General features: G+C 73.0%; 19 protein-coding genes. 14 read left to right on the top strand and 5 right to left on the bottom strand.

The window, feature by feature from the left end:
* Window positions 1–49 precede the first annotated feature (49 nt).
* The 6 genes from FHU33_RS17185 (at window position 50) to FHU33_RS17160 (ending at window position 8,229) form a co-directional block, all read left to right on the top strand.
* Window positions 50–2,053, top strand: coding sequence for an acetyl/propionyl/methylcrotonyl-CoA carboxylase subunit alpha (locus tag FHU33_RS17185; protein WP_142027237.1), 2,004 nt, complete (start codon window positions 50–52; stop codon window positions 2,051–2,053).
* On the top strand, window positions 2,053–3,207 hold the full coding sequence (locus FHU33_RS17180; protein ID WP_142026423.1) for an acyl-CoA dehydrogenase family protein: 1,155 nt from the start codon (window positions 2,053–2,055) through the stop codon (window positions 3,205–3,207). The genes FHU33_RS17185 and FHU33_RS17180 overlap by 1 nt, the downstream gene beginning before the upstream one ends.
* Window positions 3,208–3,537: 330 nt before the next feature.
* The gene (locus FHU33_RS17175) at window positions 3,538–5,013 is read left to right on the top strand and encodes a GntP family permease (protein ID WP_142026422.1); all 1,476 of its coding nucleotides are present in this window, start codon (window positions 3,538–3,540) and stop codon (window positions 5,011–5,013) included.
* 28 nt (window positions 5,014–5,041) lie between these two features.
* The gene (locus tag FHU33_RS17170; protein ID WP_142026421.1) at window positions 5,042–6,367 is read left to right on the top strand and encodes a four-carbon acid sugar kinase family protein; all 1,326 of its coding nucleotides are present in this window, start codon (window positions 5,042–5,044) and stop codon (window positions 6,365–6,367) included.
* 31 nt (window positions 6,368–6,398) lie between these two features.
* Window positions 6,399–7,436, top strand: a complete 1,038-nt coding sequence (pdxA, locus tag FHU33_RS17165) for a 4-hydroxythreonine-4-phosphate dehydrogenase PdxA (RefSeq protein ID WP_142026420.1) — start codon at window positions 6,399–6,401, stop codon at window positions 7,434–7,436.
* A gap of 13 nt (window positions 7,437–7,449) precedes the next feature.
* On the top strand, window positions 7,450–8,229 hold the full coding sequence (locus FHU33_RS17160; RefSeq protein ID WP_142026419.1) for a DeoR/GlpR family DNA-binding transcription regulator: 780 nt from the start codon (window positions 7,450–7,452) through the stop codon (window positions 8,227–8,229).
* Between the two features lie 42 nt (window positions 8,230–8,271).
* On the opposite strand, the gene FHU33_RS17155 is transcribed toward FHU33_RS17160, so the two are convergent.
* The 4 genes from FHU33_RS17155 to FHU33_RS17140 are packed head-to-tail and all read right to left on the bottom strand — an operon-like array spanning window position 8,272 to window position 10,920.
* Window positions 8,272–8,619 carry a cupin domain-containing protein gene (locus FHU33_RS17155; RefSeq protein WP_142026418.1) on the bottom strand — a complete coding sequence of 116 codons (348 nt, stop codon included), beginning with the start codon at window positions 8,617–8,619 and terminating at the stop codon, window positions 8,272–8,274.
* Window positions 8,620–8,641: 22 nt separating this feature from the next.
* On the bottom strand, window positions 8,642–9,655 hold the full coding sequence (locus FHU33_RS17150; RefSeq protein ID WP_142026417.1) for an NADPH:quinone reductase: 1,014 nt from the start codon (window positions 9,653–9,655) through the stop codon (window positions 8,642–8,644).
* Between the two features lie 17 nt (window positions 9,656–9,672).
* Window positions 9,673–10,089 carry a hypothetical protein gene (locus FHU33_RS17145; RefSeq protein ID WP_142026416.1) on the bottom strand — a complete coding sequence of 139 codons (417 nt, stop codon included), beginning with the start codon at window positions 10,087–10,089 and terminating at the stop codon, window positions 9,673–9,675.
* Between the two features lie 9 nt (window positions 10,090–10,098).
* Window positions 10,099–10,920, bottom strand: coding sequence for a helix-turn-helix domain-containing protein (locus tag FHU33_RS17140; RefSeq protein WP_142026415.1), 822 nt, complete (start codon window positions 10,918–10,920; stop codon window positions 10,099–10,101).
* Between the two features lie 90 nt (window positions 10,921–11,010).
* On the opposite strand from FHU33_RS17140, the gene FHU33_RS17135 reads away from it, so the two are divergent.
* The 8 genes from FHU33_RS17135 to FHU33_RS17100 all read left to right on the top strand — a co-directional run bounded on the left by FHU33_RS17135 (window position 11,011) and on the right by FHU33_RS17100 (window position 21,004).
* Window positions 11,011–13,023 carry an acetoacetate--CoA ligase gene (locus tag FHU33_RS17135; RefSeq protein WP_170182494.1) on the top strand — a complete coding sequence of 671 codons (2,013 nt, stop codon included), beginning with the start codon at window positions 11,011–11,013 and terminating at the stop codon, window positions 13,021–13,023.
* 23 nt (window positions 13,024–13,046) lie between these two features.
* Window positions 13,047–14,855, top strand: coding sequence for a PEP-utilizing enzyme (locus FHU33_RS17130; protein WP_142026413.1), 1,809 nt, complete (start codon window positions 13,047–13,049; stop codon window positions 14,853–14,855).
* Window positions 14,855–15,934, top strand: coding sequence for a PEP/pyruvate-binding domain-containing protein (locus tag FHU33_RS17125; protein ID WP_142026412.1), 1,080 nt, complete (start codon window positions 14,855–14,857; stop codon window positions 15,932–15,934). Before FHU33_RS17130 ends, FHU33_RS17125 begins: the two co-directional genes overlap by 1 nt.
* Before the next feature lie 5 nt (window positions 15,935–15,939).
* The gene (locus FHU33_RS17120; protein WP_211355164.1) at window positions 15,940–16,407 is read left to right on the top strand and encodes an acetyl-CoA carboxylase biotin carboxyl carrier protein; all 468 of its coding nucleotides are present in this window, start codon (window positions 15,940–15,942) and stop codon (window positions 16,405–16,407) included.
* Window positions 16,404–17,768, top strand: a complete 1,365-nt coding sequence (locus FHU33_RS17115; protein ID WP_142026410.1) for an acetyl-CoA carboxylase biotin carboxylase subunit — start codon at window positions 16,404–16,406, stop codon at window positions 17,766–17,768. The genes FHU33_RS17120 and FHU33_RS17115 overlap by 4 nt, the downstream gene beginning before the upstream one ends.
* Entirely contained in the window at window positions 17,768–19,249 is a 1,482-nt protein-coding gene (locus FHU33_RS17110; protein ID WP_142026409.1) for a biotin carboxyl carrier protein, read from the top strand. The genes FHU33_RS17115 and FHU33_RS17110 overlap by 1 nt, the downstream gene beginning before the upstream one ends.
* Window positions 19,242–20,084: an HAD-IIA family hydrolase gene (locus tag FHU33_RS17105; protein WP_142026408.1), complete on the top strand. Its 843-nt coding sequence runs from the start codon at window positions 19,242–19,244 to the stop codon at window positions 20,082–20,084. The genes FHU33_RS17110 and FHU33_RS17105 overlap by 8 nt, the downstream gene beginning before the upstream one ends.
* Before the next feature lie 71 nt (window positions 20,085–20,155).
* Entirely contained in the window at window positions 20,156–21,004 is an 849-nt protein-coding gene (locus FHU33_RS17100; RefSeq protein ID WP_170182493.1) for a formate/nitrite transporter family protein, read from the top strand.
* 78 nt (window positions 21,005–21,082) lie between these two features.
* Here the strand turns inward: FHU33_RS17100 and FHU33_RS17095 are convergent, their stop codons facing one another.
* Window positions 21,083–23,686, bottom strand: coding sequence for a bifunctional FO biosynthesis protein CofGH (locus tag FHU33_RS17095; protein ID WP_142026407.1), 2,604 nt, complete (start codon window positions 23,684–23,686; stop codon window positions 21,083–21,085).
* Window positions 23,687–23,806 lie beyond the last annotated feature (120 nt).

Genomic DNA, 23,806 nt, shown 5'->3' with positions numbered 1-23,806 from the left:
ATGGCCATAAATGCCGCGCGGGCCGGGTCGGGGGACGGCGGTGAGCGGGATGTTCGGCACCGTGCTCGTGGCGAACCGGGGTGAGATCGCCGTCCGGGTGATCCGCACGCTCCGCGAGATGGGCATCCGCTCCGTCGCCGTCTACAGCGACGCGGACGCCGGCGCCCTGCACACCCGGTTGGCCGACGTCGCCGTCCCGATCGGCCCCGCGCCCGCCGCCCAGAGCTACCTGTCGATCGAGCGGGTGCTCGAGGCGGCCGTCGGCACCGGCGCCCAGGCGATCCACCCCGGCTACGGGTTCCTCTCGGAGAACGTCGAGTTCGCCCGGGCGTGCGAGAAGGCCGGCATCGTCTTCATCGGCCCACCGGTGGCGGCGATCGAGGCCATGGGCGACAAGATCCGCGCCAAGCAGACCGTGATGGCCGCCGGCGTCCCCGTCGTCCCGGGCCGGACCGAGCCCGGCATGACCGACGACCAGGTCACCGACGCCGCCGTCGCCGTCGGCTTCCCGGTGCTGCTCAAGCCCAGCGCCGGTGGCGGAGGCAAGGGCATGCGGGTGGTGCGCTCGACGGAGGAGCTGCCCGAGGCCATCGCGGGAGCCCGGCGCGAGGCGGCCAGTTCATTCGGCGACGACACCCTGCTGGTCGAGCGGTACGTCGGGAACTCCCGGCACATCGAGGTGCAGGTCCTCGGCGACGCGCACGGCACCGTCATCCACCTCGGCGAGCGCGAGTGCAGCCTGCAGCGCCGGCACCAGAAGGTGATCGAGGAGGCGCCGTCCCCGCTCCTGGACACGTCGATGCGCGCCTCCATGGGCCGGGCGGCCGTGGAGGCCGCCAGGGCGGTCGGCTACACCGGTGCCGGCACGGTCGAGTTCATCGTCGACGCCGACCGGCCCCGCGACTTCTTCTTCCTGGAGATGAACACCCGCCTGCAGGTGGAGCACCCGGTGACCGAGTGCATCACCGGCCTGGACCTCGTCGAGCAGCAGATCCGAGTCGCGGCGGGGGAGCGGCTGCCGATCGACCAGAGCGACGTGACGCTGGACGGGCACGCGATCGAGGCCCGGCTCTACGCCGAGGACCCCTCGCGCGGTTTCCTCCCGCAGGCGGGCACGGTGCTGGGCCTGGTCGAGCCGTCGGGCCCCGGCATCCGGTTCGACAGCTCGCTGGCCGTCGGCACCGTCGTCGGCTCCGACTACGACCCGATGCTGGCCAAGGTCGTCGCCTGGGCGCCGACCCGGGAGACCGCGCGCGCCCGGCTGGTCGGCGCGCTCGGGCACAGCGCCGTCCTCGGGGTGACGACGAACGCCGCGTTCCTGCGGGCGCTGCTCACCGACCCCGACGTCGTCGCCGGGAAGCTGGACACGGGGTTGATCGAGCGCCGCGGGGACGCCCTGACCGCGGTGGGCGAGGTGCCGTTTCCCGTGTACGCGGCCGCGGCGCTGGCCCTGCTGCTGGAGACCGAGCCGGCCGGGCCGGTGGTCGACCGCTGGGACGTGCCGGACGGCTGGCGGCTGGGTGAGCCGGCCTGGACGGTCCGCCGGCTGCAGGCGGCCGGCGGGGAGCCGGTGGAGGTGGCCGTCCGGGGCCGGGCGGCCGCCGCCGAGGTGCGCCTCGGGGACGGCGAACGGGTGCCGGCCCGGGCCTCGCGGGCCGGCGACCGGCTGACCGTGACCGTCGGCGACCGCACCACCTCCTACACCGTCGTCCACGAGGGCGGCACGGTGTGGCTGGCCGCCGAGGGGCGGGTGACGGCGCTGCGCGAGCAGGAGCGGCTGACGGCGCACGCCGAGGGCGCCGGCGCCGACGGCGTGGTGACCGCGCCCATGCCGGGGACCGTGACCGTGGTGCAGGCCGCGGTCGGTGACGAGGTGGCGGCGGGGACCCCGCTGCTGGTCGTCGAGGCGATGAAGATGGAGCACGTGCTGACCGCCCCCGTCGCGGGGACGGTCACCGAGCTCGGTGTGACAGCCGGCCAGACGGTCGCGCTGGACGAGCGGGTGGCGCTGGTGACCCCGGCCGCCGCCGCTCCCGAGGAGCAGGAGAACTGATGCTGGACTACCGGCTCGACACCGAGACCGAGGCCCTCCGCACGACCGTGCGGGAGTTCGCGCGAGAGGTGATCGCCCCGCAGATCGGCGAGTTCTACGAGCGGGACGAGTTCCCGACGGAGATCGTGCGCCAGATGGGCGAGCTCGGGCTGTTCGGGCTGCCGTTCCCCGAGGAGTACGGCGGGGCGGGCGGCACCTATTTCGACCTCTGCGTCGCCCTCGAGGAGCTGGCGCGGGTCGACTCGTCGATGGCGATCACCGTCGAGGCCGGCGTCTCTCTCGGAGCCATGCCGATCTACCGGTTCGGCACAGACGAGCAGAAGAAGGAGTGGCTGCCGCGGCTGTGCGCCGGCGAGGCGCTCGGTGCGTTCGGGCTGACCGAGCCCGGCGGCGGCTCCGACGCCGGGGCGACCCGCACGACCGCGCGGCTGGAGGACGGGCACTGGGTGATCAACGGGTCGAAGGCGTTCATCACCAACGCCGGTACCGACCTCACCCAGCTGGTCACCGTCACCGCCGTCACCGGCACGCGCCCCGACGGCGGCAAGGAGATCTCGGCGATCATCGTGCCGTCCGGGACGCCGGGCTTCGTCGTCGGGCAGCGGTACTCGAAGGTCGGCTGGAACGCCTCCGACACCCGCGAGCTGTCGTTCACCGACGTCCGCGTGCCCGAGGAGAACCTGGTGGGGGAGCGGGGCCGCGGCTACGCGCAGTTCCTCTCCATCCTCGACGAGGGGCGGATCGCGATCTCGGCGCTGTCGGTGGGGCTGGCCCAGGGGTGCGTGGACGAGTCGGTGAAGTACGCCGGTGAGCGCGAGGCGTTCGGGCAGCCGATCGGGAAGAACCAGGCCATCCAGTTCATGATCGCCGACATGGAGGTGCGCGCCTCGACCGCGCGGCTGGCCTACTACCGGGCGGCGGAGAAGATGCTGCGGGGTGAGCCGTTCAAGCGCGAGGCCTCGATCGCGAAGCTGTACAGCTCCGAGGTCGCGATGGACAACGCGCGCTACGCCACCCAGGTGCACGGTGGGTACGGGTTCATGAACGAGTTCCCGGTGGGCCGCTTCTACCGCGACGCGAAAATCCTCGAGATCGGCGAGGGCACCAGCGAGGTGCAGCGGATGCTCATCGCCCGCGACCTCGGCGTCGGCTGAGAGCCGCACCCTCCCTGCGGTCTGACCGCCTCGCCTGACGTGAAGCCGCGCCACGGTGCGGCTGAACGTTCGCTGAAGCGGCCAGAGGCCTGGGGAGCACCGCCTACGTCCGCACGGTGCACCGACGGGCGGGCGGCGCGACGGAGGCGCACCCTGAGCGTGCCGCCGTCCGCCCGCGGGACCCGGCTCCGGTCGAGGGGCGAGCCGTCGGCGGCCTAGTTGCGCGTTTTGCGCAAGTTACCGCTCGGTTGCGCTTGCTTTGCGCAGTTGCCTACCTCACGATTCCCTTGGTTCTCCCCCAGCGGTGGGGGAGTGGCAGGGAGGTTCCGGGTGGACGTACAGCTGCTCCTCGCACTCGTGCTCGGCATCGCGACGATCGTCGTGCTCGTGCTGAGCACCCGCCTCGACGCGTTCGTGGCGCTCCTGATCGCGGCCCTGGTCACCGGCTTCGTCGCCGGCGCCCCGGCCGGCGAGATCATCTCCTCGATCACGACGGGCTTCGGGAACACGCTCGCCTCGATCGGCATCGTCATCGGGCTGGGCGTGGCCATCGGCAAGATCCTCGAGGTCTCCGGTGCGGCCGACGCGCTGGCCCAGAAGTTCGTCAAGCTCCTCGGCAAGGGCCGCGAGCACTGGGCGATGGCGGGAACCGGTGCGGTCGTCTCCATCCCGGTGTTCTGCGACTCCGGCTACGTGATCATGAACCCGCTCGCGCGGTCGATCGCGCGCCGGATCCGCGGCCGCTACGTGACGCTCGCCCTGGCCCTCGGCTGTGGCATGACCCTGACCCACCACCTGGTCCCGCCCACCCCCGGCCCGCTGGGGGTCGCCGGCATCCTGGGTGCCGATCTCGGCGCGCTCATCCTCGCCGGTCTGGTCTTCACCCTGTTGCTCCTCCCGGTCGTCATCGGCTATGCGGTCTGGATCGGCCCGAAGCTGGAGAGCGAGATCACCCCGCAGGTCCGGGAGGCCGTCTACCACGGCGTGCCGGCCAGCACGGGCGTCGGCGGAACCGGCAGCGTCGGCGCGGGGACCGACGACCTCGGTGAGCCGCTGCGGGAGGAGCCCGCCTCCGAGCTGGGCGAGGCACCCGCCGGGGCCGAGCCGCACAAGGTCGGCTTCGGGTTGGCCGCCGTGCCGCTGCTCGTGCCGCTGCTGCTGATCGTCCTCAACACGGTGACGACGGCGATCGACCGGAACGCCCAGGGCGTTCTCTCGCCGACCGACGAGTACACGCCCTCCGCCTTCGCCGGCGTCATGTCGTTCATCGGCAACCCGGTCGTCGCGCTGATCATCGGCATCGTCCTGGCGGTCTACCTGCTGCTGCCCCGCTGGACGCCGCGCAACCGGGTGCACGGCTGGCTCGCCGACGCCGCGGCCTCCGCCGGACTGATCATCCTGATCACCGGTGCCGGTGGTGCCCTCGGCCAGGTGCTGCGCGACACCGGTGTCGGCGACGCGCTGGCCGAGGCGATCGCCGCCGTGTCGCTGCCCAGCGTCCTGGTGCCCTTCCTGATCGCCTCGCTGGTCCGCATCGCGCAGGGCTCGGGCACGGTGGCCATGATCACCGCCGCGTCGGTCACGGCTCCGCTGGTGGACACCCTCGGGCTGTCGGCGCTGCTGGCGGCCCTGGCCTGCACCGCGGGGTCGATGGTCTTCAGCTACTTCAACGACTCCTACTTCTGGGTCGTCACCCGCTTCACCGGGCTGGAGGGCACCGCCGCGCTCAAGGGCTGGTCGGGCATCACGACGGCGGTCTGGGCGGCCTCGCTGCCGCTGCTGCTGATCGCCAGCCTCTTCCTCTGATCCGGCGCCGGATCGCTGGGCCGGGATCATGGCTGAGGTGCTCGTCGTCGCCGACGACCTGACCGGGGCGAACGCCACCGCCGCGGGGTTCGCCGCCGCCGGTCTCCGGGCGGCGACGGCGAGCGCCGCCTCCGGGGCCGAGGTGATCACCGGGATGGTCTCCCGCTTCGACGTGGTGGTGGCGACGACGGACAGCCGGCACCTCCCGCCGGACGTCGCTGCTGCCCGGGTCCGCTCCGTCGTCCGGGCCGGCTGGCCGGCCCGGCTGGTCTGCAACCGGATCGACACCACGCTGCGCGGCAACGTCGGGGCGACGACGGAAGCCCTGGTCGACGAGGTCCACACCCTCGCGGGCGCCCGGGTCGTGGGACTGTGCGCCCCCGCGCACCCGGCGGCAGGACGGCACACCATCGGCGGCACCCAGTTGCTGGACGGGCGCCGGCTGGAGGAGACGGAGGTCGCCCGGGACGCCCGCACGCCGATGCACACCTCGGAGGTCGTCGAGATCCTCCGTCAGCAGACCGGGCTGACCACCCATCTGCTGCCCATGGCCACGGTGACCGGCCGCCCGGAGGCGCTGGTGGCCGAGATCAGGGCGGCGCTCGAGGCGGGCGTCGCCCTGCTCGTCGCGGACGCCACCACGGAGGAGCACCTGGACCGGATCACCGCCGCCGCCGTGACGGCGTCGGAGGGTCTGGACCTCGTCTGGGTGACCAGCGACCCGGGACCGGGATCGGTGGCCATGGCCCGGGCGCTCGGGCTGAACCGCACGACGCGTGGCGCGCCGCTGCTGGTCGTCTCGGGCTCGGCGACGGAGCTCACCCGCAAGCAGCTCCAGCAACTGGCCGCCGAGCGAGGTGCCACGGTGCACCGGGTGCCGCCCCTTCCCCACAGCGCGGTGCCCGACCTCGAGGCAGCCACGGCCGTGCTCGACGGAGCCCTGGCCGCCGCCGGCGCCGACGACATCGTCGTCTTCGCGACGGTGATCGAGGACTCCGACGTGCGGCCGACATCGGCGGAGGACGCCGATCGGATCCCCCGTGAACTGGCGGCCGCGGTGCGCCGCGCGATGGAGAACCATGTCGTGGAAGGGTTGTTCACCACCGGAGGTGACGTCACGGCGGCCGTCCTGAGTGAACTCGGCTCGCACGGGCTGGAGATCTCCGGGGAAGTCGTCCCCCTGGCCGTCGCAGGCACCCTCGTCGGCGGGCCGTGGGACGGGCTGCACATCGCCACCAAGGGAGGCCTCGTCGGTGACGTGGGCACGACCGTCGCCTGCCTCGACCACCTCCGCCAGACCGTCGAGCTCGAGCGCCGCCACGTCGCCTCGGCCCAGACGCGGCAATCCCCCTGACCGACGCTCACCAGAATCAAGGGAGACGCACATGACCCGACACGTACTCGCACTGACCCTCGGCGACCCGGTGGGGATCGGGCCCGAGATCACGGCGCGCACGCTGGCCGAGCAGGCCGGGGCGACCGACCACCACGGCGTCGCCGTCGGTGATGCCGCGGCGCTGCGGCGCGGGGTCGAGGCGATGGGCCTGGACGTCGAGGTGCGCACCGTCGACGGCTTCGACACCGAACCGGCCGACGGGGTCATCGACATCGTCGACACCGGGGTGCTCGGCGACGACGTGCCCGAGTGGGGCAAGGTCGACGAGCGCGCCGGCCGGGCCGCGGTCGCCGCGATCGAGACCGCGACCCGTGCCGCCATGGAGCGCAAGGTGGCCGGGATCGTCACCGGACCGATCAACAAGGAGGCCATCTGGGCCGCCGGCTCCGAGCACCTGGGCCACACCGAGATGCTGGGCGAGCTGACGGGGGTCACCCAGCAGGACACGATGTTCGTCGTCCGCAACTCCGCGGCGGCCGGTCACCACCTGCGGATCTTCTTCGCGACGCGGCACGTCTCGCTGCGCAAGGCGATCGACCAGCTGACCAAGGAGCGGATCCAGGACTCGATCCGCAAGGCGCACACCGCGCTGCAGGTCTTCGGCGTGGACCAGCCCCGGTTGGCCGTCGCCGCGCTGAACCCGCACGGGGGTGAGAACGGCAACTTCGGGGACGAGGAGATCGTGCACATCGCGCCCGCCTGCGAGGCGGCGCGGGCCGAGGGCCTGGACGTGAGCGGACCGATCCCCGCCGATTCCGTCTTCCACCAGGGCCTGGTCGGCCGGTTCGACGGCGTGCTCTCCCAGTACCACGACCAGGGGCACATCCCGGCGAAGACGTTCGACTTCGACGGCACGATCTCCGTCACGGTCGGCCTGCCGATCCTGCGGACCTCGGTCGACCACGGCACGGCGTTCGACATCGCCGGCACCGGCAAGGCCGGGCACGGGACGATGCTGTCGGCCTACCTCGCCGCCGTCGACTACGCGCCCTTCGTCGACAACATCCGACGCACCTACGGATCCTGAGAACACGGCGTCCATGAGCGGGGCGCGGAGGCGGCGGGCGACGGAGGAGCGGCACGAGGCGCTGGTGACGCTGCTGCGCAGCGGCATCGACGCGGTGGAGACGCTGGCCGAGCGGGCCGGCGTCTCCCCGTCCACGGTGCGTCGTGACCTGACCCGGCTGCAGCGGGAGGGGCGCATCGCCCGCACCTACGGCGGTGCGCTGGTGCGCGACGTCTTCCACGAGCGATCGTTCGGCGAGAGTGCCCGGTTGCACGCCGAGGCGAAGGCGGCGATCGCCATGGCCGCGGCAGAATTGGTGCCGGCCGAGGGCAGCGTCTTCCTCGACGCCGGGACGACGTGCCTGGCACTCGCGCGGGTCCTCGCCGATCGGGGACCGCTGACCGTGGTGACCCGCGGCCTCGAGACGGCCCTCCTGCTCGCCCGGGCCCCCGACGTGCGGGTGATCATCATCGGCGGGCAGGTGCAGTCGCTGAGCCACGGCGTCGCCGGGGCGCTCTCGGAGGTCGCGCTGGCGCGCCTCGCGTTCGACGTCGCATTCCTCGGCGCCGACACCCTCGACGCGGGCAAGGGCCTGGGAGAACCCACCGTCGAGGAGACCTACGTCAAGGAACTGGTCGCGGGGCGGTCCGGCCAGGTGGTCCTGCTCGCCGACTCGTCCAAGTTCGTCCCGGCCAACGCCCCCGCCTGGACGACCATCGGTACCTCGTGGACCGTCCTCACCGATGCGGGTGTCGACGCCGAGACCGTCGCCGATTTCGCGCGCAGCGGCGTCAGCGTGGTCGCGGTGGGGTGAGGCGCCCGGCGGCGATGCCGGCTCGGGCGCACTGCGCCTCGCTCAGTCGGTCAGCGGAGCGCGGTCGGGGATGGCGACGCTGAGCAGGACCACGCTGTCCTCGTCGGCGTGCAGGCTGTGCCGCCGGTCGGGGATCGGGCTGAACTCGTGCGCGGCCACCTCGACGGTCTCGTCCCCGGCGAGCAGCCGCACCCGGCCGCGGAGCACCAGCAGGCTGGCCGGGCCGGGGCTCTCGTGCTCGCCGAGCTCGGCGCCGGCCAGCAGCGCGATCAGCGTCTGCCGCAGCCCGTCCACCGGGTGCGGCAGGGTGCTGGCCGCGCGGTGCGCCGACCCCCGGGCGGCGCGGTCGATCAGTTCGGCGGAGAGCTGGCGCACGTCCACGGTGCTCATGGGCGGAGCCTAGGGGCGCCCGTCACGCCGTGACGTCGATCAGCACCTTCCCGACGGCGCCGTCCTGCACCGCCTGGTGCGCCTGCGCGGTGTGCTCCAGCGGGAAGACGTGCAGCGGCAGCCCGGCCTCCCGGCCGACGCGGATCGCGCCGTCGAGGACGGCGGCGTTCACGTCCTCGACGCCGATCTCCTTGGCCCGGGCCGGCTCGGTGTAGACGAGGACGAACTGCCAGCGGGCGTTCGGGCCCATCTGCAGCCGCACCGGCACGGTCACCTCGGCCCCGCCGTCGTCGGCGTACATGGCGACGGCCCCGTGCATGCCGATGACCTGTGCGTCGACGCCTGCGTTCACGGCGGCCGAGACCTCGACGATCGTGTCGATGCCCTTCGGCGCGATCTTGCGGACCTCGGTGACGACGTCCTGCCGGCGGTAGTCCACGACGTGGTCGGCGCCGGCCGCGGCGGCCAGCTGTGCCTTCTCCGGGCTGCTCACCGTCGCGACGACCGTGGCGTCGGCCCAGCGGGCCAGCTGGATGGCGGCGTTGCCGACCGCGCCGGCCCCGCCCTGCACGAGCACCGTGCGGCCGGTCAGCGTGCCGGGGCCGATGCGATCGGGCAGCGACTCCGCGACGGTCAGGCAGCGGTGCGCGGTGAGGAACGGGATGCCGAGCGCCGCGCCCAGCTCGAAGGTCCCGTCCGGTCCGAGGAGCACGGTCTGCCGAACGGGGACGACGGTGAACTCGGCCGCCGTGCCGTACGGCCGTTGCCAGGCCGCCTCCCAGATCCACACCCGCTCACCGACCAGCACCGGGTCGACGCCCTGGCCGACGGCGTCGACGGTGCCGGAGCCGTCCTGGTTCGGGATCTGCCCCTCCGGGCCGGGCGGGGTCTTGCTGCGCGACTTCCAGTCGGTCGGGTTGACCCCGGAGAAGGCGACGCGGACGCGGACCTCGCCGGGGCCGGGTTCGGGGATCGGGTGCTCGGATAGCTGGAGGACGTCGGGACCACCGGGCTGCGTGTAGGAGATGGCGCGCACGGGTCCCTTCCTACCTCCTAGCCGGCGGGCGCGTCGTCGTCGGTAGGCCAGTCCGGTGCCGGGAGCCCCACCAGGGCCAGGAGCCGCTCGACCGTCTCCTCCACGACGTCGTCGGCGGGTGGGGAGCCGTCCGGTGCGGCCATGAGCCGCTGCACGTCGTCCGGGGCGACGTCCGTACCGGCCGCCTCCCGGGCCCAGCGGGCGAACCCCGCCGCCTCGGCCGCCGTGTCCACCGGGTCGCCGGCGTCGGGCTCCTCGAAGTAGATCCGCGGCTCGTAGCCCAGGTAGAAGCGTCCGCCCGAGGCGTCGGCCGCGCGGTAGTCGACGGTCGCGATGTCGCTGTCGTGCACGTCGACCAGCAGGAAGGGCACCGCGGTCGGACCGCCTGCGCTCCACCGGCCGTCGCTGTAGGCGAGCTTTCCGAAGTACCCCACCGCCGGAGGTTAGCCGTGTCCGAGGCCTGCCTCCCGGGCCCGCTCCTCGACCGTCCGGACGGCGGTGCGCAGGTCCTCGAGGTGGCGCTGCACCGCCGTCGGCAACGACAGGGCTTGCCGGCGCCAGGTGAGGTTGATGCACCCGACGACCCGACCGTCGACCCGGACGGGCATCGCGATCGACTCCCGGCCGTCGTCGACCTCCGACCGCGGCCGGTCGTGGTCCCCGCCGAAGTCGGGCGCCCGGACGCTGTAGCCCCGCCGCCGCGTGGTCTCGACCATCCGGCGGACGGCGGCGTCGTCCTGTGCCAGCCGGTACGCGGGGTCCTTCTTCAGGCGCAGCCGGGCCAGCACCGCCTCCAGTTCCTGCTGGGGGCAGAAGGCCAGGTAGGCCCGGCCGGACGCCGACCCGAGCATGTTCACCCGGAATCCGTGCGGCCGAGGCGGGAGGGCGTCGAAGTAGGTGCGCGAGCTGTTGGTCTCCAGCGTCTCCATGTAGTCCAGCCGCGGCACCGAGATGACCGACGGCCACTGCAGCCGCTGGGAGAGCTCGCCGAGCACCGGCGAGGCGATCTCGACCAGCCACTCGCCGTCGTCGGTCTCCATCCGCCGCTGCAGCGTGTGGCTCGGGAGGAAGGCGCCGTCGACCATCCGCTGCCAGACCAGGCCGTGCCGGTAGGCGGTGAAGAGGATCCGCGTCAGGGTCGGCTTGGGGATGCCGGTGGCCAGATGGAGGTCGTGCAGGCTCGCCGCCCGCACCTCCTGCAGGACCTGGAGGACCTGGAGCCCGCGGGCGAGGGAGTCGATCGTCTTGACCCGGTACTCGCGCACGGAACCCCGATTCAGCTGCTGCTTTTCACGGCGTGAAATACGTGCGCATGAGTGTTGCTCATCACACTGCCGCTGCGCCACTGTCTGCCCATGGCTTCGTCGGCGGCGGACACCGCCACCTCCCCGGCGGTACGGGAGGGCGACCTGCTCTGGTCGCCACCGCCGGAGCGGGCGGAGCAGACGCGGTTGGCCGAGTTCACCCGCTTCGCGGAGACGCGCACCGGCCGGACGTTCGGTGACTACGCCGACCTCTGGACGTGGTCGACCAGCGAGCTCGAGGAGTTCTGGCAGGCGGTCTGGGATTTCTTCGACGTCGGCTCGTCGGCACCGCACACCGCCGTCCTGGAGAGCCGGGAGATGCCCGGCGCCCGGTGGTTCCCCGGCGCCCGGCTGAACTTCGCCGAGCACGTGCTGGCCCAGGAGCGAGCCGGGCAGCCGGCGCTGCTGGCGGTCGGTGAGACCACCCCGCTGCGGGAGCTGCCGTGGGAGGACTTCACCCGCCAGGTCCGCGCCGTCGCCACGCATCTGCGCGACCGGGGCGTCCGGCCGGGGGACCGGGTCGTCGCCTACCTGCCGAACGTGCCCGAGGCCGTCGTCGCGATGGTGGCGGCGGCGAGCGTCGGCGCCGTCTGGGCCAGCTGCTCACCGGACTTCGGCTCGCGGGGCGCGCTCGACCGGCTGGGCCAGCTGGAGCCGACGGTCCTCTTCGCCGCCGACGGCTACCGCTACGGCGGCAGGAACTTCGACCGCCGGGGCGAGGTGGCCGAGCTCGTGGCCGGGTTGCCGAACCTGCGCGAGGTCGTGCGGGTGCCGGTGCTCGGGCTGGAGGCGCCCGGCACGCCGTGGGACGACGTGCTGGCCGGCCCGACCGTGCCGGCCGCCGACTTCGCCTGCGAGCAGGTGCCCTTCGACCATCCGCTGTGGGTGCTGTTCTCCTCCGGCACCACCGGCCTGCCCAAGGCGATCGTGCACGGGCACGGCGGGATCCTGCTCGAGCAGCTGAAGCTGCAGGCGTTCCACCTCGACCTGCGCCCGGGTGACCGCGCCTTCTTCTTCACCACCACCGGCTGGATGATGTGGAACTTCTGCGTCAGCATGCTGCTGCAGGGCATCGTCCCCGTGCTCTACGACGGCAATCCGTCCCACCCCGACGTCGACGTACTCTGGCGCACCGCGCAGGACAGCCGGGCCCGCCTCTTCGGCGCGAGCCCCACGTTCGTCGAGCTGATGCAGAAGGCCGGCGTCGTGCCGAGAGAGCGGTTCGACCTCTCCGCGCTGGAGATCGTCATGCCGGCCGGCTCCCCGGTGTCGCCGGCGATCACCGCGTGGTTCTACGACGCGGTCGGGCCCGACCTCTGGATCGCGACGGGCAGCGGCGGCACCGACTGCTGCACCGGCTTCGTCGGCGGCGTGCCGACGCTTCCCGTGCGGGCCGGGGAGATCCAGGCCCGCTCGCTGGGGGTGGCGGCGCAGGCGTGGGACGACGCCGGGCACCCCGTCGTCGGCCAGGTGGGCGAACTGGTGATCACCGCGCCGATGCCGTCGATGCCGCTGTTCTTCTGGGGTGACGACGAGGGCGCCCGCTATCGCGCCAGCTACTTCGAGACCTTTCCGGGTGTGTGGCGGCACGGGGACTTCTTCGAGGTCAACGAGCGCGGTGGCTGCTTCGTGCGCGGCCGGTCCGACGCGGTGCTCAACCGGCAGGGCGTGCGGATCGGCACCGCGGAGATCTACCGCGTGGTCGAGGACGACCCCGCCGTCCTCGGTGCGCTGATCGTCAACCTCGACCTGCCCGACGGCGGCTTCTTCATGCCGCTGTTCGTCTCGCTGAACCCCGGCGCGGAGCTGGACGACGAGCTGGCGGGACGCCTGCGGCGGAGGCTGCGCGAGGAGTACACGCCCCGGCACGTGCCCGACGCGATCGTCGCCGTCCGCGCCATCCCGCTGACCCGCAGCGGCAAGAAGCTGGAGATCCCGGTCCGCCGGCTGCTCCTGGGCGCCGACCCCGCCGTCGTCGCCGACCCCGACGCCATGGCCGATCCCACCGCCCTGGACGACTTCGTCGAGTACGCCCGCACCCAGCGCGACTACTCGCTGCGCTGACCCCGCCCCGACAGGAGCCCACCATGCCCGAGCGATCGTTCCCCCTGCCGTCCCAGATCGAGGCCGTCCCCGGCGCCGAGGGCTGGGAGGCGATGTACCCGTACTTCACCCGGTTCCAGCCCGAGGACGACCAGCGCTTCTGGTTCTACAACTCCATGCACTTCCCGGAGGTGATCCCGGCCTTCGACGGCCTCACCTCGGAGATCCCGTACACCGCCATCGGCGCCAACACCGCCCGGCTGTTCTCCTTCCCGACGACCATGGGGATCGAGTACCGCATCGTCAACGGGCGGGTCTACATCACCGCCAACCCGGTGCTCGACGAGGCGGAGCAGGGCAGGCGGTTCGCGGCCTTCCAGGAGCGGGCCGGCCACTACTACGGCAACTGGGACCGGATCTACGGCGAGTGGCAGCAGCGCATCGAGGCGCTGATCGCCGACATCGAGGCCGTCGAGGTGCCCGAACTCGGTGAGCTCGACCCCCTCGAGGTGGTCACGGGTGGCCGCGGGATCGCCTCCAACCACTACCTCCGCGAGAACTTCCACCGCTGCATCGACCTGTACTCGAAGATGTGGCACCACCACACCGAGCTGCTGATGCTCGGGTACGGCGCCTACGTCGTCTTCTTCGAGTTCTGCAAGCAGGCCTTCCCGGAGATGGGCGACCAGATGGTGGCCCGCATGGTCGCCGGCATGGACGTCACCATGTACCGGCCGGACGACGAGCTGAAGAAGCTCGCCGCGCTCGCCGTGGAGCTCGATCTCGGGGATCTGTTCGTGGAGGGCGCGGAGCCGGCGAAGGTGCTGGCGGCGCTCGGCGAGCGCGGGGACGCCGGCGCCCGCTGGCTGGCCGCGCTGGAGGCGGCGAAGGACCCGTGGTTCAACGTCTCGGTCGGTGACGGCTTCTACCACCACCACCTGTCCTGGGCCGACGACCTGACCGTGCCCTTCGCCGCCCTGCCGCGCTACGTCGAGCAGATCGCGGCCGGCGAGGACCTCACCCGCCCGACCGAGCGCCTGGCCGAGGAGCGCGACCGGATCGCCGGGCAGTACCGGGCCCTGCTGGACGCCGAGGAGGAGAAGGCCGCCTTCGACCAGATGCTGGGCCTGTGCCGCCAGGTGTTCCCCTACATCGAGTCGCACAAGTTCTACTGCGAGCACTGGTTCACCACCCGCTTCTTCCAGAAGATCCGGGCCTTCGGGGCGCTGCTGGCCGAGCGGGGCGTGCTGCTGACCGCCGACGACGTCTTCCACCTGCGGCACGTGGAGGTCGAGGACGCGCTCGCCGACGTCCAGTTGGCCTGGGCCTCGGGCGGCACCGAACTCGGCGCCCGCCACTGGCAGCCGATCGTCGCCGAGCGCAAGCGGATCGTCGAGGCGCTGTCGGGCTGGTCGCCGCCGCCCGCGCTGGGCGCCGTCCCCGAGGCGCTGAACGACCCCGCCGTGAAGATGCTCTGGGGCATCACCCAGGAGACGATCGAGACCTGGCTCGGCGGTGACGACGACGACGAGTCGACCGTGCGCGGCTACGCGGCCTCACCCGGCGTGGTCGAAGGCGTCGCTCGCGTGCTGCTGAACGTCAACGACATCGGTCAGATCCGCGAGGGCGAGGTGCTCGTCTGCCCGGTGACCGCCCCCAGCTGGGGCCCGGTCTTCGGCAAGATCGCCGCGGCCGTCTCCGACATCGGCGGCACGATGTCGCACGCGGCGATCGTGGCCCGCGAGTACGGCATGCCGGCGGTCGTCGGCACCGGCATGGCCACCGCCCGGATCAGGACCGGCGACCGCGTCCGGGTCGACGGCGACCGCGGCGTCGTCACCGTGCTGAGCTGATGGGAACGCTCATGGCCATCCGCTCCGTCCTGCACTTCCGCGACGTCGGCCTGGGCGACGTCGCGACCGTCGGCGGGAAGGGCGCCAGCCTCGGCGAGCTGCTGCGCGCCGGCATCCGGGTGCCGACCGGCTTCGCGGTGACGACGGCGGCCTTCCGGCAGACCGTCGAGCACCTGACCGTCGACGGCGAGTCGATCCCGGCCCGGGTGGCCGCCCTCGATCCCGCGGACGCCGAGGGGCTCGCTGCCGCCACCGCCGGGATCCGGGCGGTGCTGGAGTCCGCGCCCCCGCCGGGTGAGGTCATCGAGGCGGTCACCGCGGCGTATGCGGCGCTGTGCGAGGAGTGCGGCGACCCCGCGTTGCCCGTGGCCGTGCGGTCGAGTGCGACCAGCGAGGACAGCGCCGAGGCCAGCTTCGCCGGGCTGCAGGACACCTACCTGTGGGTGCGCGGGGCCGACTCGGTGCTGCAGCACGTGCGCCGCTGCTGGGCCAGCCTCTACAGCGTCGAGTCGGTGACCTACCGGCTGCGCCGCGGCATCCCGGAGACCGATCTGGGGATGGCCGTCGTCGTCCAGCGGATGGTCGGCGCGCGCAGCTCCGGCGTGCTGTTCACCCGCAGCCCGAGGAGCGGCGACAAGTCGGTGGTCGCCATCGATGCAAGCTGGGGGCTGGGCTCGGCCGTCGTCAGTGGTGACGTCACGCCCGACTCGTTCGTCGTCAGCAAGGTGACCGGCAAGATGAAGCGAACCGTGGCCACGAAGACCCGCTGGCACCGGCCGGACCCGTCCGGCTCCGGGGTGGTGGAGACCGACGTGCCGGCCGAGCTGCAGGACCGGCCGGCGATCTCCGACGACGAGATCGCCGAGCTGGTGGCGGTCGCGCGGCGGGTCGAAGGGCACTACGGCTGCCCGCAGGACATCGAGTGGGCGGTGAACGACGCCGGCGAGGTCTTCCTGCTGCAGAGCCGGCCGGAGACGGTGTGGGCGGAGAAGGACCGCGCGGCCAAGGCTGCCCCGGCCGCACGCCCGTTCGACCACGTCTTCAACCTGCTGGGCGGCAAGCGCCCGTCGGAGGGCTGAGCGACGTGGAGTTGACCCCCGACGACGTCCGCGACGTCCTGCGGGCCCTCGACTCCAGCGGCCTGCAGGAGCTGCACCTGGAGCTCGCCGACCTGACCCTGACCGTCCGCCGGGAGGGCGCCGCCGGCTGGACCGCCGAGCAGCAGGTCACGCGCGCGCCGCAGGTGGAGCAGGCCGCCGCGCCCGCGGCCGCCGCCGAGGCGCCCGCGCCCGCCGCGGAGGTCGGCGAGGGGCTGGTGGCCGTGCACCCGCCGCTGCTGGGCACGTTCTACCGCGCGCCGCAGCCGGGCGCCCCGCCGTTCGTGGACATCGGCGACGAGGTCGGCACGGAGACCGTCGTCGGGATCGTCGAGACCATGAAGATGATGACGCCGGTGCACGCCGGCGTCCGGGGCACCGTGGTCGAGTTCCGGCTGGGCAACGGCGAGTTCGCCGACGCGGACGCGGTGCTGCTGGTGGTGGAGCCGGCATGACTACACGGATCCGCCGGCTGCTGATCGCCAACCGGGGCGAGATCGCCGCCCGGGTGATCCGGACCTGCAGGCGACTCGGCATCGAGTCGGTGCTGGCCGCCTCCGACGCCGACACGGAGTCGCTCCCCGCGCGGCTGGCCGACCGCGTCGTCCGGCTCGGACCGGCGAACGCGGCGCAGAGCTACCTCGACCCGGCGGCCGTCGTGCGGGCCGCGCAGGCGGTGGAGGCGGACGCGGTGCACCCGGGCTACGGCTTCCTGTCGGAGAACCCGTCGCTCGCCCGGGCCTGCGCGACGGCCGGGATCGTCTTCGTGGGGCCGGCGCCGGAGTCGCTGGAGGCGGTGGGGGACAAGCTCACCGCCCGCTCGCACGCGGTGGCCGCCGGGCTACCCGTCGTCCCCGGTGGCGAGGCCGCCGACCTGGCCGGGGCGCAGGAGGTGGCGGCCGAGGTCGGCTACCCGCTGCTGGTGAAGGCCGTCGGTGGTGGCGGCGGCCGCGGCATGAAGCTCGTCGCCGGCCCGGACGACCTGGCGCACACCCTCGACCTCGCCGTCTCCGAGGCCGCCGCCGCGTTCGGCGACCCGCGGGTGTACCTGGAGCGCTTCGTGTCGTCAGGTCGACATGTCGAGGTGCAGATCCTGGGCGACGGTGCGCGTGCCGTGGCGCTCGGGGACCGGGACTGCTCCGTCCAGCGCCGGTACCAGAAGCTGTTCGAGGAGGCGCCCGCGCCGCTGCTGCCCGACGCCCTGCGGGCGGAGATGGCCGCCGCCGCTCTCGCCCTCGCCGAGCACCTGCACTACCGCGGCCTGGGCACCGTGGAACTGCTGGTGGACCGCGAGCGCGGCTCCTTCTACTTCCTGGAGATGAACGCCCGCATCCAGGTCGAGCACCCGGTCACCGAGATGGTCACCGGCCTGGACCTGGTTGCCGAGCAGCTCGCCGTCGCCGAGGGCCTGCCGCTGGGGCTCCGGCAGGAGGACGTCGTCCTGACCGGGCATGCCGTGGAGTGCCGGATCAACGCCGAGGACGCGGCGCTGGGCTTCCGTCCCTCGCCGGGCCGGATCCACCGGGTGGTGCTGCCGGTGGGGGAAGGCCTGCGCGTGGACACCCACGTGCAGGGCGGCTCCGTCGTCCCGCCGTACTACGACTCGCTGCTCGCCAAGCTGATCGTGCACGGGACCGACCGGGACGACGCCGTCGCCCGGGCCCGTGCCGCCCTGGACCTGCTGCGGATCGAGGGCGTGACGACGACGGTGCCGGTGCACCGGGCGCTGCTGGCCGATCCGGAGTTCGCCGCCGGAGGAGTGGACACGACGTTCTTCGAGCGGTTCCTCGACTCCCAGCTCGTGGGGGCGCGCTGATGGCCGACGTGGGACTCGTGGACGTCTCGATCCGCGACGGGAACCAGAGCCTGTGGGGTGCCACGGGCCTGCGGACGGCGCACATCGCGCAGGTCGCCCCGCTGATGGAGCGGGTCGGCTTCCGGGCGCTGGACTACAGCTCCAGCACGGCGATGGGGGTCGCCGTCCGCACCCACAGGGAGGACCCGTGGGAGCGGCTGCGGCTGACCCGGGCGGCGATGCCGACGACGAAGCTGCAGTTCATCGGCACCGGCTTCCGGTTCATCAGCTGGCAGAACTCCCACCCGGAGACCATGCAACTGGTCTACGACCGGCTCGTGGCCAACGGGATCGACCGGGTCGTCGTCCTCGACCCGATGCACGACATGGACGCCGCCCGCGAGACCGCGCGCCGGCTCAAACAGGCCGGCGTCGACGAGGTGATCGGGGCGCTGACCTTCACGATCAGCGTGGTGCACGACGACGCCTTCTACGCCGACCTGGCCGCGCAGTTCGCCGCCGATCCGAACTTCGACCGCGTCTACGTGAAGGACCCGGCCGGGATCCTCACCGCCGAGCGGGCCCGGACGCTGCTGCCGGCGATCGTCGGGCGGCTGGACGGCACGCCGCTGGAGCTGCACTCGCACGCGACCATCGGCCTCTCCCCGCTCACCTACTCGATCGCGCCGGAGCTCGGCGTCGAGGTCGTGCAGGTGGGCAGCGGGCCGCTGGGCAACGGCTCGTCGCTGCCCGAGGCGCGGCGGACGGTGGCCAACCTGCGGGAGATGGGCCACCGGGTGGACGTCGACGACCGCGCGCTGGGCCTGGTCTGCGACTTCCTCGACGGGCTGGCGGTGGCGGAGGAGCTGCCGGTCGGCCGGCCGCAGGACTTCGACGCGGCGTTCCTGCACCACCAGATCGCCGGCGGCGTGATGACGACGACGCGGCGGCAGCTGCGCGAGATCGGCATGGAGCACCGGTTCGAGGCCCTGGTAGAGGAGGTGGGCGCCGTCCGGGCGGAGCTGGGCCACCCGATCATGGTCACGCCGTTCCCGCAGATGGTGGTGTCCCAGGCCCTGTTCAACGTCATCGGCGAGCGGTACGCGAACGTCCCCGACCAGGTCATCCGGTACGTGCTGGGCAGCTTCGGCCGGCCCACCGCACCGATCGACCCGACCGTGCAGGACCGCATCCTCGACCGGCCGCGGGCGCGCGAGCTCGCGTCGGAGCCGCCGCCGCCGACGCCCGCCGAGCTGCGGAGGCAGTTCCGCCCAGGGATCAGCGACGAGGAGCTGCTCCTGCGCGCGCACATGCCCGAGGACCAGGTCGACGCGATGCTCGCGGCCGGGCCGGCGCCCCGGCACTTCAACCCCTCGCTGGCGCCCGTGCTCACGCTGCTGCGCGAGCTCGGGTCACGGACGTCCGTCCACGATCTCGCCGTCACCACGCCGGGCCTGCGCATGTCGGTCGGCCGGGCCTCCGAAGGGACCTCCGTTGCCTGACCCTGCTGTCCTCGACCGGCTGCGGCAGGTGCGCGGCTTCGTCCTCGACATGGACGGCACGCTGGTGCTCGGCGATCGCGACAACCGGGGGCTGACGCCGCTGCCGGGGGCGCTGGAGCTGCTGCAGACCCTGCACGAGCTCTCGATCCCCTTCTGCGTCTTCACCAACGGCACCGTGAAGACGCCGGCACAGTGCGCGGACGCACTGCAGCAACTCGGCTTGCCGGTCACGGCCGACCAGGCGCTGACGCCGGCCTCCACCGCGGTGGACGTCTTCGGCGAGCGCGGTCACCGGCGGGTGATGGTGCTGGGTGGGAAGGGCATCACCGAGCCGCTGGAGGCGGCGGGCATCGAGACGGTGCCCCCGCTGCGGGGGACGGACTGCGACGCGGTGATGGCCGGCTGGTACCGGCAGGAGCTGACCTTCGAGTCCCTGGAGGCCGCCTGCTTCGCGGTCTTCGACGGGGCGGAGTTCTACAGCGCCTCCCAGTCGCAGTTCTTCGCGACGGCGGAGGGCAAGTCGCTCGGGACGTCGCGGGCGATCAGCGCCGTCGTCCGCGACATCACCGGCTGCGAGGTGACCGTCGTCGGCAAGCCGTCGCCGAGCGCTCTGCGGACGGCGGGACGGCGGCTGGGCGTGCCGGCCGGCGAGCTGGCGGTGGTCGGCGACGACCCGGAGCTCGAGGTGCCGATGGCGCACGCCGGCGGGGCGTTCGCCGTGGCCGTGCACACCGGGATCGGGCACGCGGAGTCCTACACCGACCTGCCGCCCGAGGTGCGCCCGCACCTGGACCTGGCCGACGTGGGGGAGCTGGCCCGGCTGCTCAGGAGCTGAAGCCGGGCGTGGACCGGTCGCCGAGCGGGCACTACCGCCCTCGACTGTCGGTCCGACCTCGGGAGGCTTCGGTGTCCGCACGTGAACCAGCAGAGATGGCGCAGGTCGCGACAGAGACCGGAGCCAAGAAGACCCGGCGCACCTGGGACCGGGTGCTGGTCAGTGCCTTCCTGGCCGGCGCGTACATCGCGTTCGGTGGGCTGGTGGCGATCACCGTCTCCGCGGGGCTGGATCCCGGGACGTGGGGCACGCTGCCGACGCTCTTCACCGGCATCGCCTTCACCCTCGGCCTGGTGCTGGTGCTCATCGCCGGCTCGGATCTGGCGACCGGCAACATGCTGCTCGTCCCGCTCAGCGCGATGCGGGGCAAGATCGGCGTGGGAGACGTCGCCAAGAACCTGACGCTGGTGCTGCTCGGCAACCTCATCGGCGCGCTGTTCGTGGCGTACTTCCTGTCCGTGCAGACCGGGGTCATCGGCGACGCCGGCGCGACCGGGAGCAGCGGGCTGACCTACGACCGGCTGGCCGAGATCGCCCAGGGCAAGGCGGGCGGGCACACCGCGTGGGAGACGTTCCTGCGCGGGGTGGGGTGCAACTGGCTGGTCTGCCTGGCGGTGTGGATGTCGCTGGCCGCGACGACGGTGTCCGGGAAGATCCTCGCCCTCTTCTTCCCCATCATGGCGTTCGTCGCGATGGGCTTCGACCACGTGGTCGCCAACATGTTCTTCATCCCGGCTGCGATCTTCGCCGGCGTTCCCGATCTCGGTTGGGGCGACGCCCTGCTGAACTGGCTGCTCGCCGGAACGGGGAACCTGGTCGGCGCGGTCATCTTCGTGGCGACGAGCTACTGGTACCTGTTCCTCAAGGACAAGCCGGAGGAGCCCGCGGCGGCGGACCAGGAGCCCGCCGAGCGTGCCTGACCGTGCCGACGGTGTGCGCGGATGGGCAGTTCGCGGCCCGAAACTGCTCATCGGCGCCCACTGTTCGCGCGGACGGCCTCAGGACGGCGTGATCGACAGGGTGAGCCGGCGGCGGCCCTCGTCGGAGCGGGCCGTGGCCAGGCGCTCTGCGGACGGGGTCCCGTACTCCGTCGTCCGCTGACGGGCCGGCCGGCCGATCGCGGCGGCCATCGCCTCCAGCTCGGCGATGGTCTTCAGCGAGCCGTTCTCGCTGCCGGCCATCCGGCTGATCGTCTCCTCCATCAGCGTGCCGCCGAGGTCGTTGGCCCCGCCCCGCAGCACCGCCTTGGTGCCGGCCTCGGCGAGCTTCACCCACGACGTCTGGATGTTCGGGATCCGGCCGTGAAGCAACAGCCGCGCGACCGCGTGCACCGCCCGGTTCTCCCGCACCGTCGGCCCGGGCCGCGCGACGCCGGCCAGGTAGATCGGCGAGTTGTGGTGCACGAACGGCAGCAGCACGAACTCGGTGAAGCCGCCCGTTTCGTCCTGCAGGCGGCTGAGCGTGCGCAGGTGCCCGACCCAGTGCGCCGGGGTGTCGACGTGTCCGTACATCATCGTCGACGTCGTCGGGATCCCGACCTCGTGCGCCGTCCGGATGATCTCCAGCCAGGTCGCCGTCGGCAGCTTGCCCTTGGTGAGCACCCAGCGGACGTCGTCGTCGAGGATTTCCGCCGCCGTCCCGGGGATCGAATCCAGACCCGCGGCCTTGGCCTCGGTCAGGAAGTCGCGGAACGACAGCCCCGTCCGCGCGGCGCCGTTCACGATCTCCATGGGTGAGAACGCGTGCAGGTGGATGCCGGGCTGCCGTTGCTTCACCTCGCGGGCGAGCTCGAAGTACGCCGTCCCGGGCAGGTCGGGGTGGATGCCGCCCTGCATGCAGATCTCGGTCGCCCCGGCGGCCCACGCCTCGTCGACCCGGTCGCCGACCTGGGCCATCGACAGCGTGTAGGCGTCGGCGTCGGTGCGTCGCTGGGCGAAGGCGCAGAACCGGCAGCCGGTGTAGCAGACGTTGGTGAAGTTGATGTTCCGGTTCACCACGTAGGTGACGTCGTCGCCGTTGACGTCGGCACGGACGGCGTCGGCCAGGGCGCACAGGTGCTCCAGGTCGCTGCCGTCGGCGCCCAGGAGCGCCAGGTACTCGGCGGCGGAGAGCCCGGCCGGGTCGCGTTCGGCGTGCAGCAGGGCGGCCAGCACCTCGCGGTCGCCGGCGGCCAACGCCGTCGAGTGCCCGTCCCGGGCGCTCTCCGTGCGGGAGCGCAGCTCCGACCAGTCGCCGTAGACGGCGTCGAAGTCGCTGCGCCGGTCCGAGGTGCGCCCGACGGTGTCGACCTCCACGTGCAGGTCCACCCGCCCCGACGACGTCCACGCCTCGTCGGGTTCCTGCCACGGCAGACCGGCCGGGATCCGGCCCTCGACCGCCAGCCCGTCCGGACCGGCCAGCGCGGACACGTGCGGGCGCACCCGCGGGTCCAGCCACGGCTCGGACTGCCGCACGTACGGCGGCTGGGCGGCCAGCCGCTCGCGCAGCTCGAAGCCGGCCTCGGCCGAGAGCGCCGCCAGCTTGTCGATGTTCGGCCACGGGCGCTCGGGGTTCACGTGGTCGGGGGTCAGCGGTGAGACCCCGCCCCAGTCGTCGACCCCGGCGCGGAGCAGCAGCCCGAGCTCGGTGGAGTCCGACAGGTTGGGCGGCGCCTGCACCCGTGCCTTCGGGCCGAGCAGCAGCCGGGTGACGGCGACGGCCGCGACGTACTCCTGCAGCTCCAGGTCGTCGTGCGCCTGCATCGCCGTGCGCGGCTTGGCCCGGAAGTTCTGGACGATGACCTCCTGAACGTGCCCGTGCCGAAGTGCTGCGGCCCGGATCGCGCCGACGGCGTCCACCCGCTCGGCGTAGTCCTCGCCGATGCCGAGCAGCACGCCGGTGGTGAACGGGACGGCGGAGCGCCCGGCGTCCTCCAGCACCCGGAGGCGGACGGCGGGGTCCTTGTCCGGCGACCCGAAGTGCGGGCCGCCGGGCTCCGACCACAGGCGCGTCGCTGTCGTCTCCAGCATCATCCCCATCGAGGCGGAGACCGGCTTGAGCCGCTGGATCTCCTCCCAGGTCAGCACGCCCGGGTTGAGGTGGGGGAGCAGCCCGGTCTCCTCGAGCACGCGGATCGCCATCGCCCGCAGGTAGCCCAGCGTCGAGTCGAAGCCGTGCGCCTCCAGCCACTCGGCCGCGACCGGCCAGCGGTCCTCGGGGCGGTCGCCGAGGGTGAACAGCGCCTCCTTGCAGCCCATCGCCGCGCCCGCCCGCGCGATGTCGAGCACCTCGTCGGGGGAGAGGTAGGGGGCCTTCCCCTGGGCACGCAGCTGCCCCGGCGTCGTGACGAACGTGCAGTAGTGGCAGCGGTCGCGGCACAGGTGGGTGAGCGGGATGAACACCTTGCGGCTGTAGGTCACCACACCCGGGCGTCCGGCGGAGGCGAGCCCGGCGTCCCGCACCCGGCCGGCGGCGGTCAGCAGCCGGTCCAGCGGCTCGCGCTCGCCGAGCCCGCGGGCGTGCAGGAGTGTCTCCGCCTCGACGGGGTCGAGGGTGACCCCGCGCTCGGCGCGGGTGAGCGCACGGCGCAGGGCGGACTCGGACGGGGCAGGCAGGGCACTCATGTCGACCCCGACGCTATCCCCGGCAGGTGACGGCCAGGCTTCCCACCCCGGTTCGGCCCGGCGGCGAGCCCACCGAAGGCGCGCACCGGCCCCGTCCCGGGGCTCGCCCTGAGCGTGCGA

Source organism: Blastococcus colisei, from assembly GCF_006717095.1.
Classification (GTDB): Bacteria; Actinomycetota; Actinomycetes; order Mycobacteriales; family Geodermatophilaceae; genus Blastococcus_B; species Blastococcus_B colisei.
Note: the sequence above shows the minus strand (reverse complement) of the source record. Positions and strands in the feature narration are given on the sequence as shown.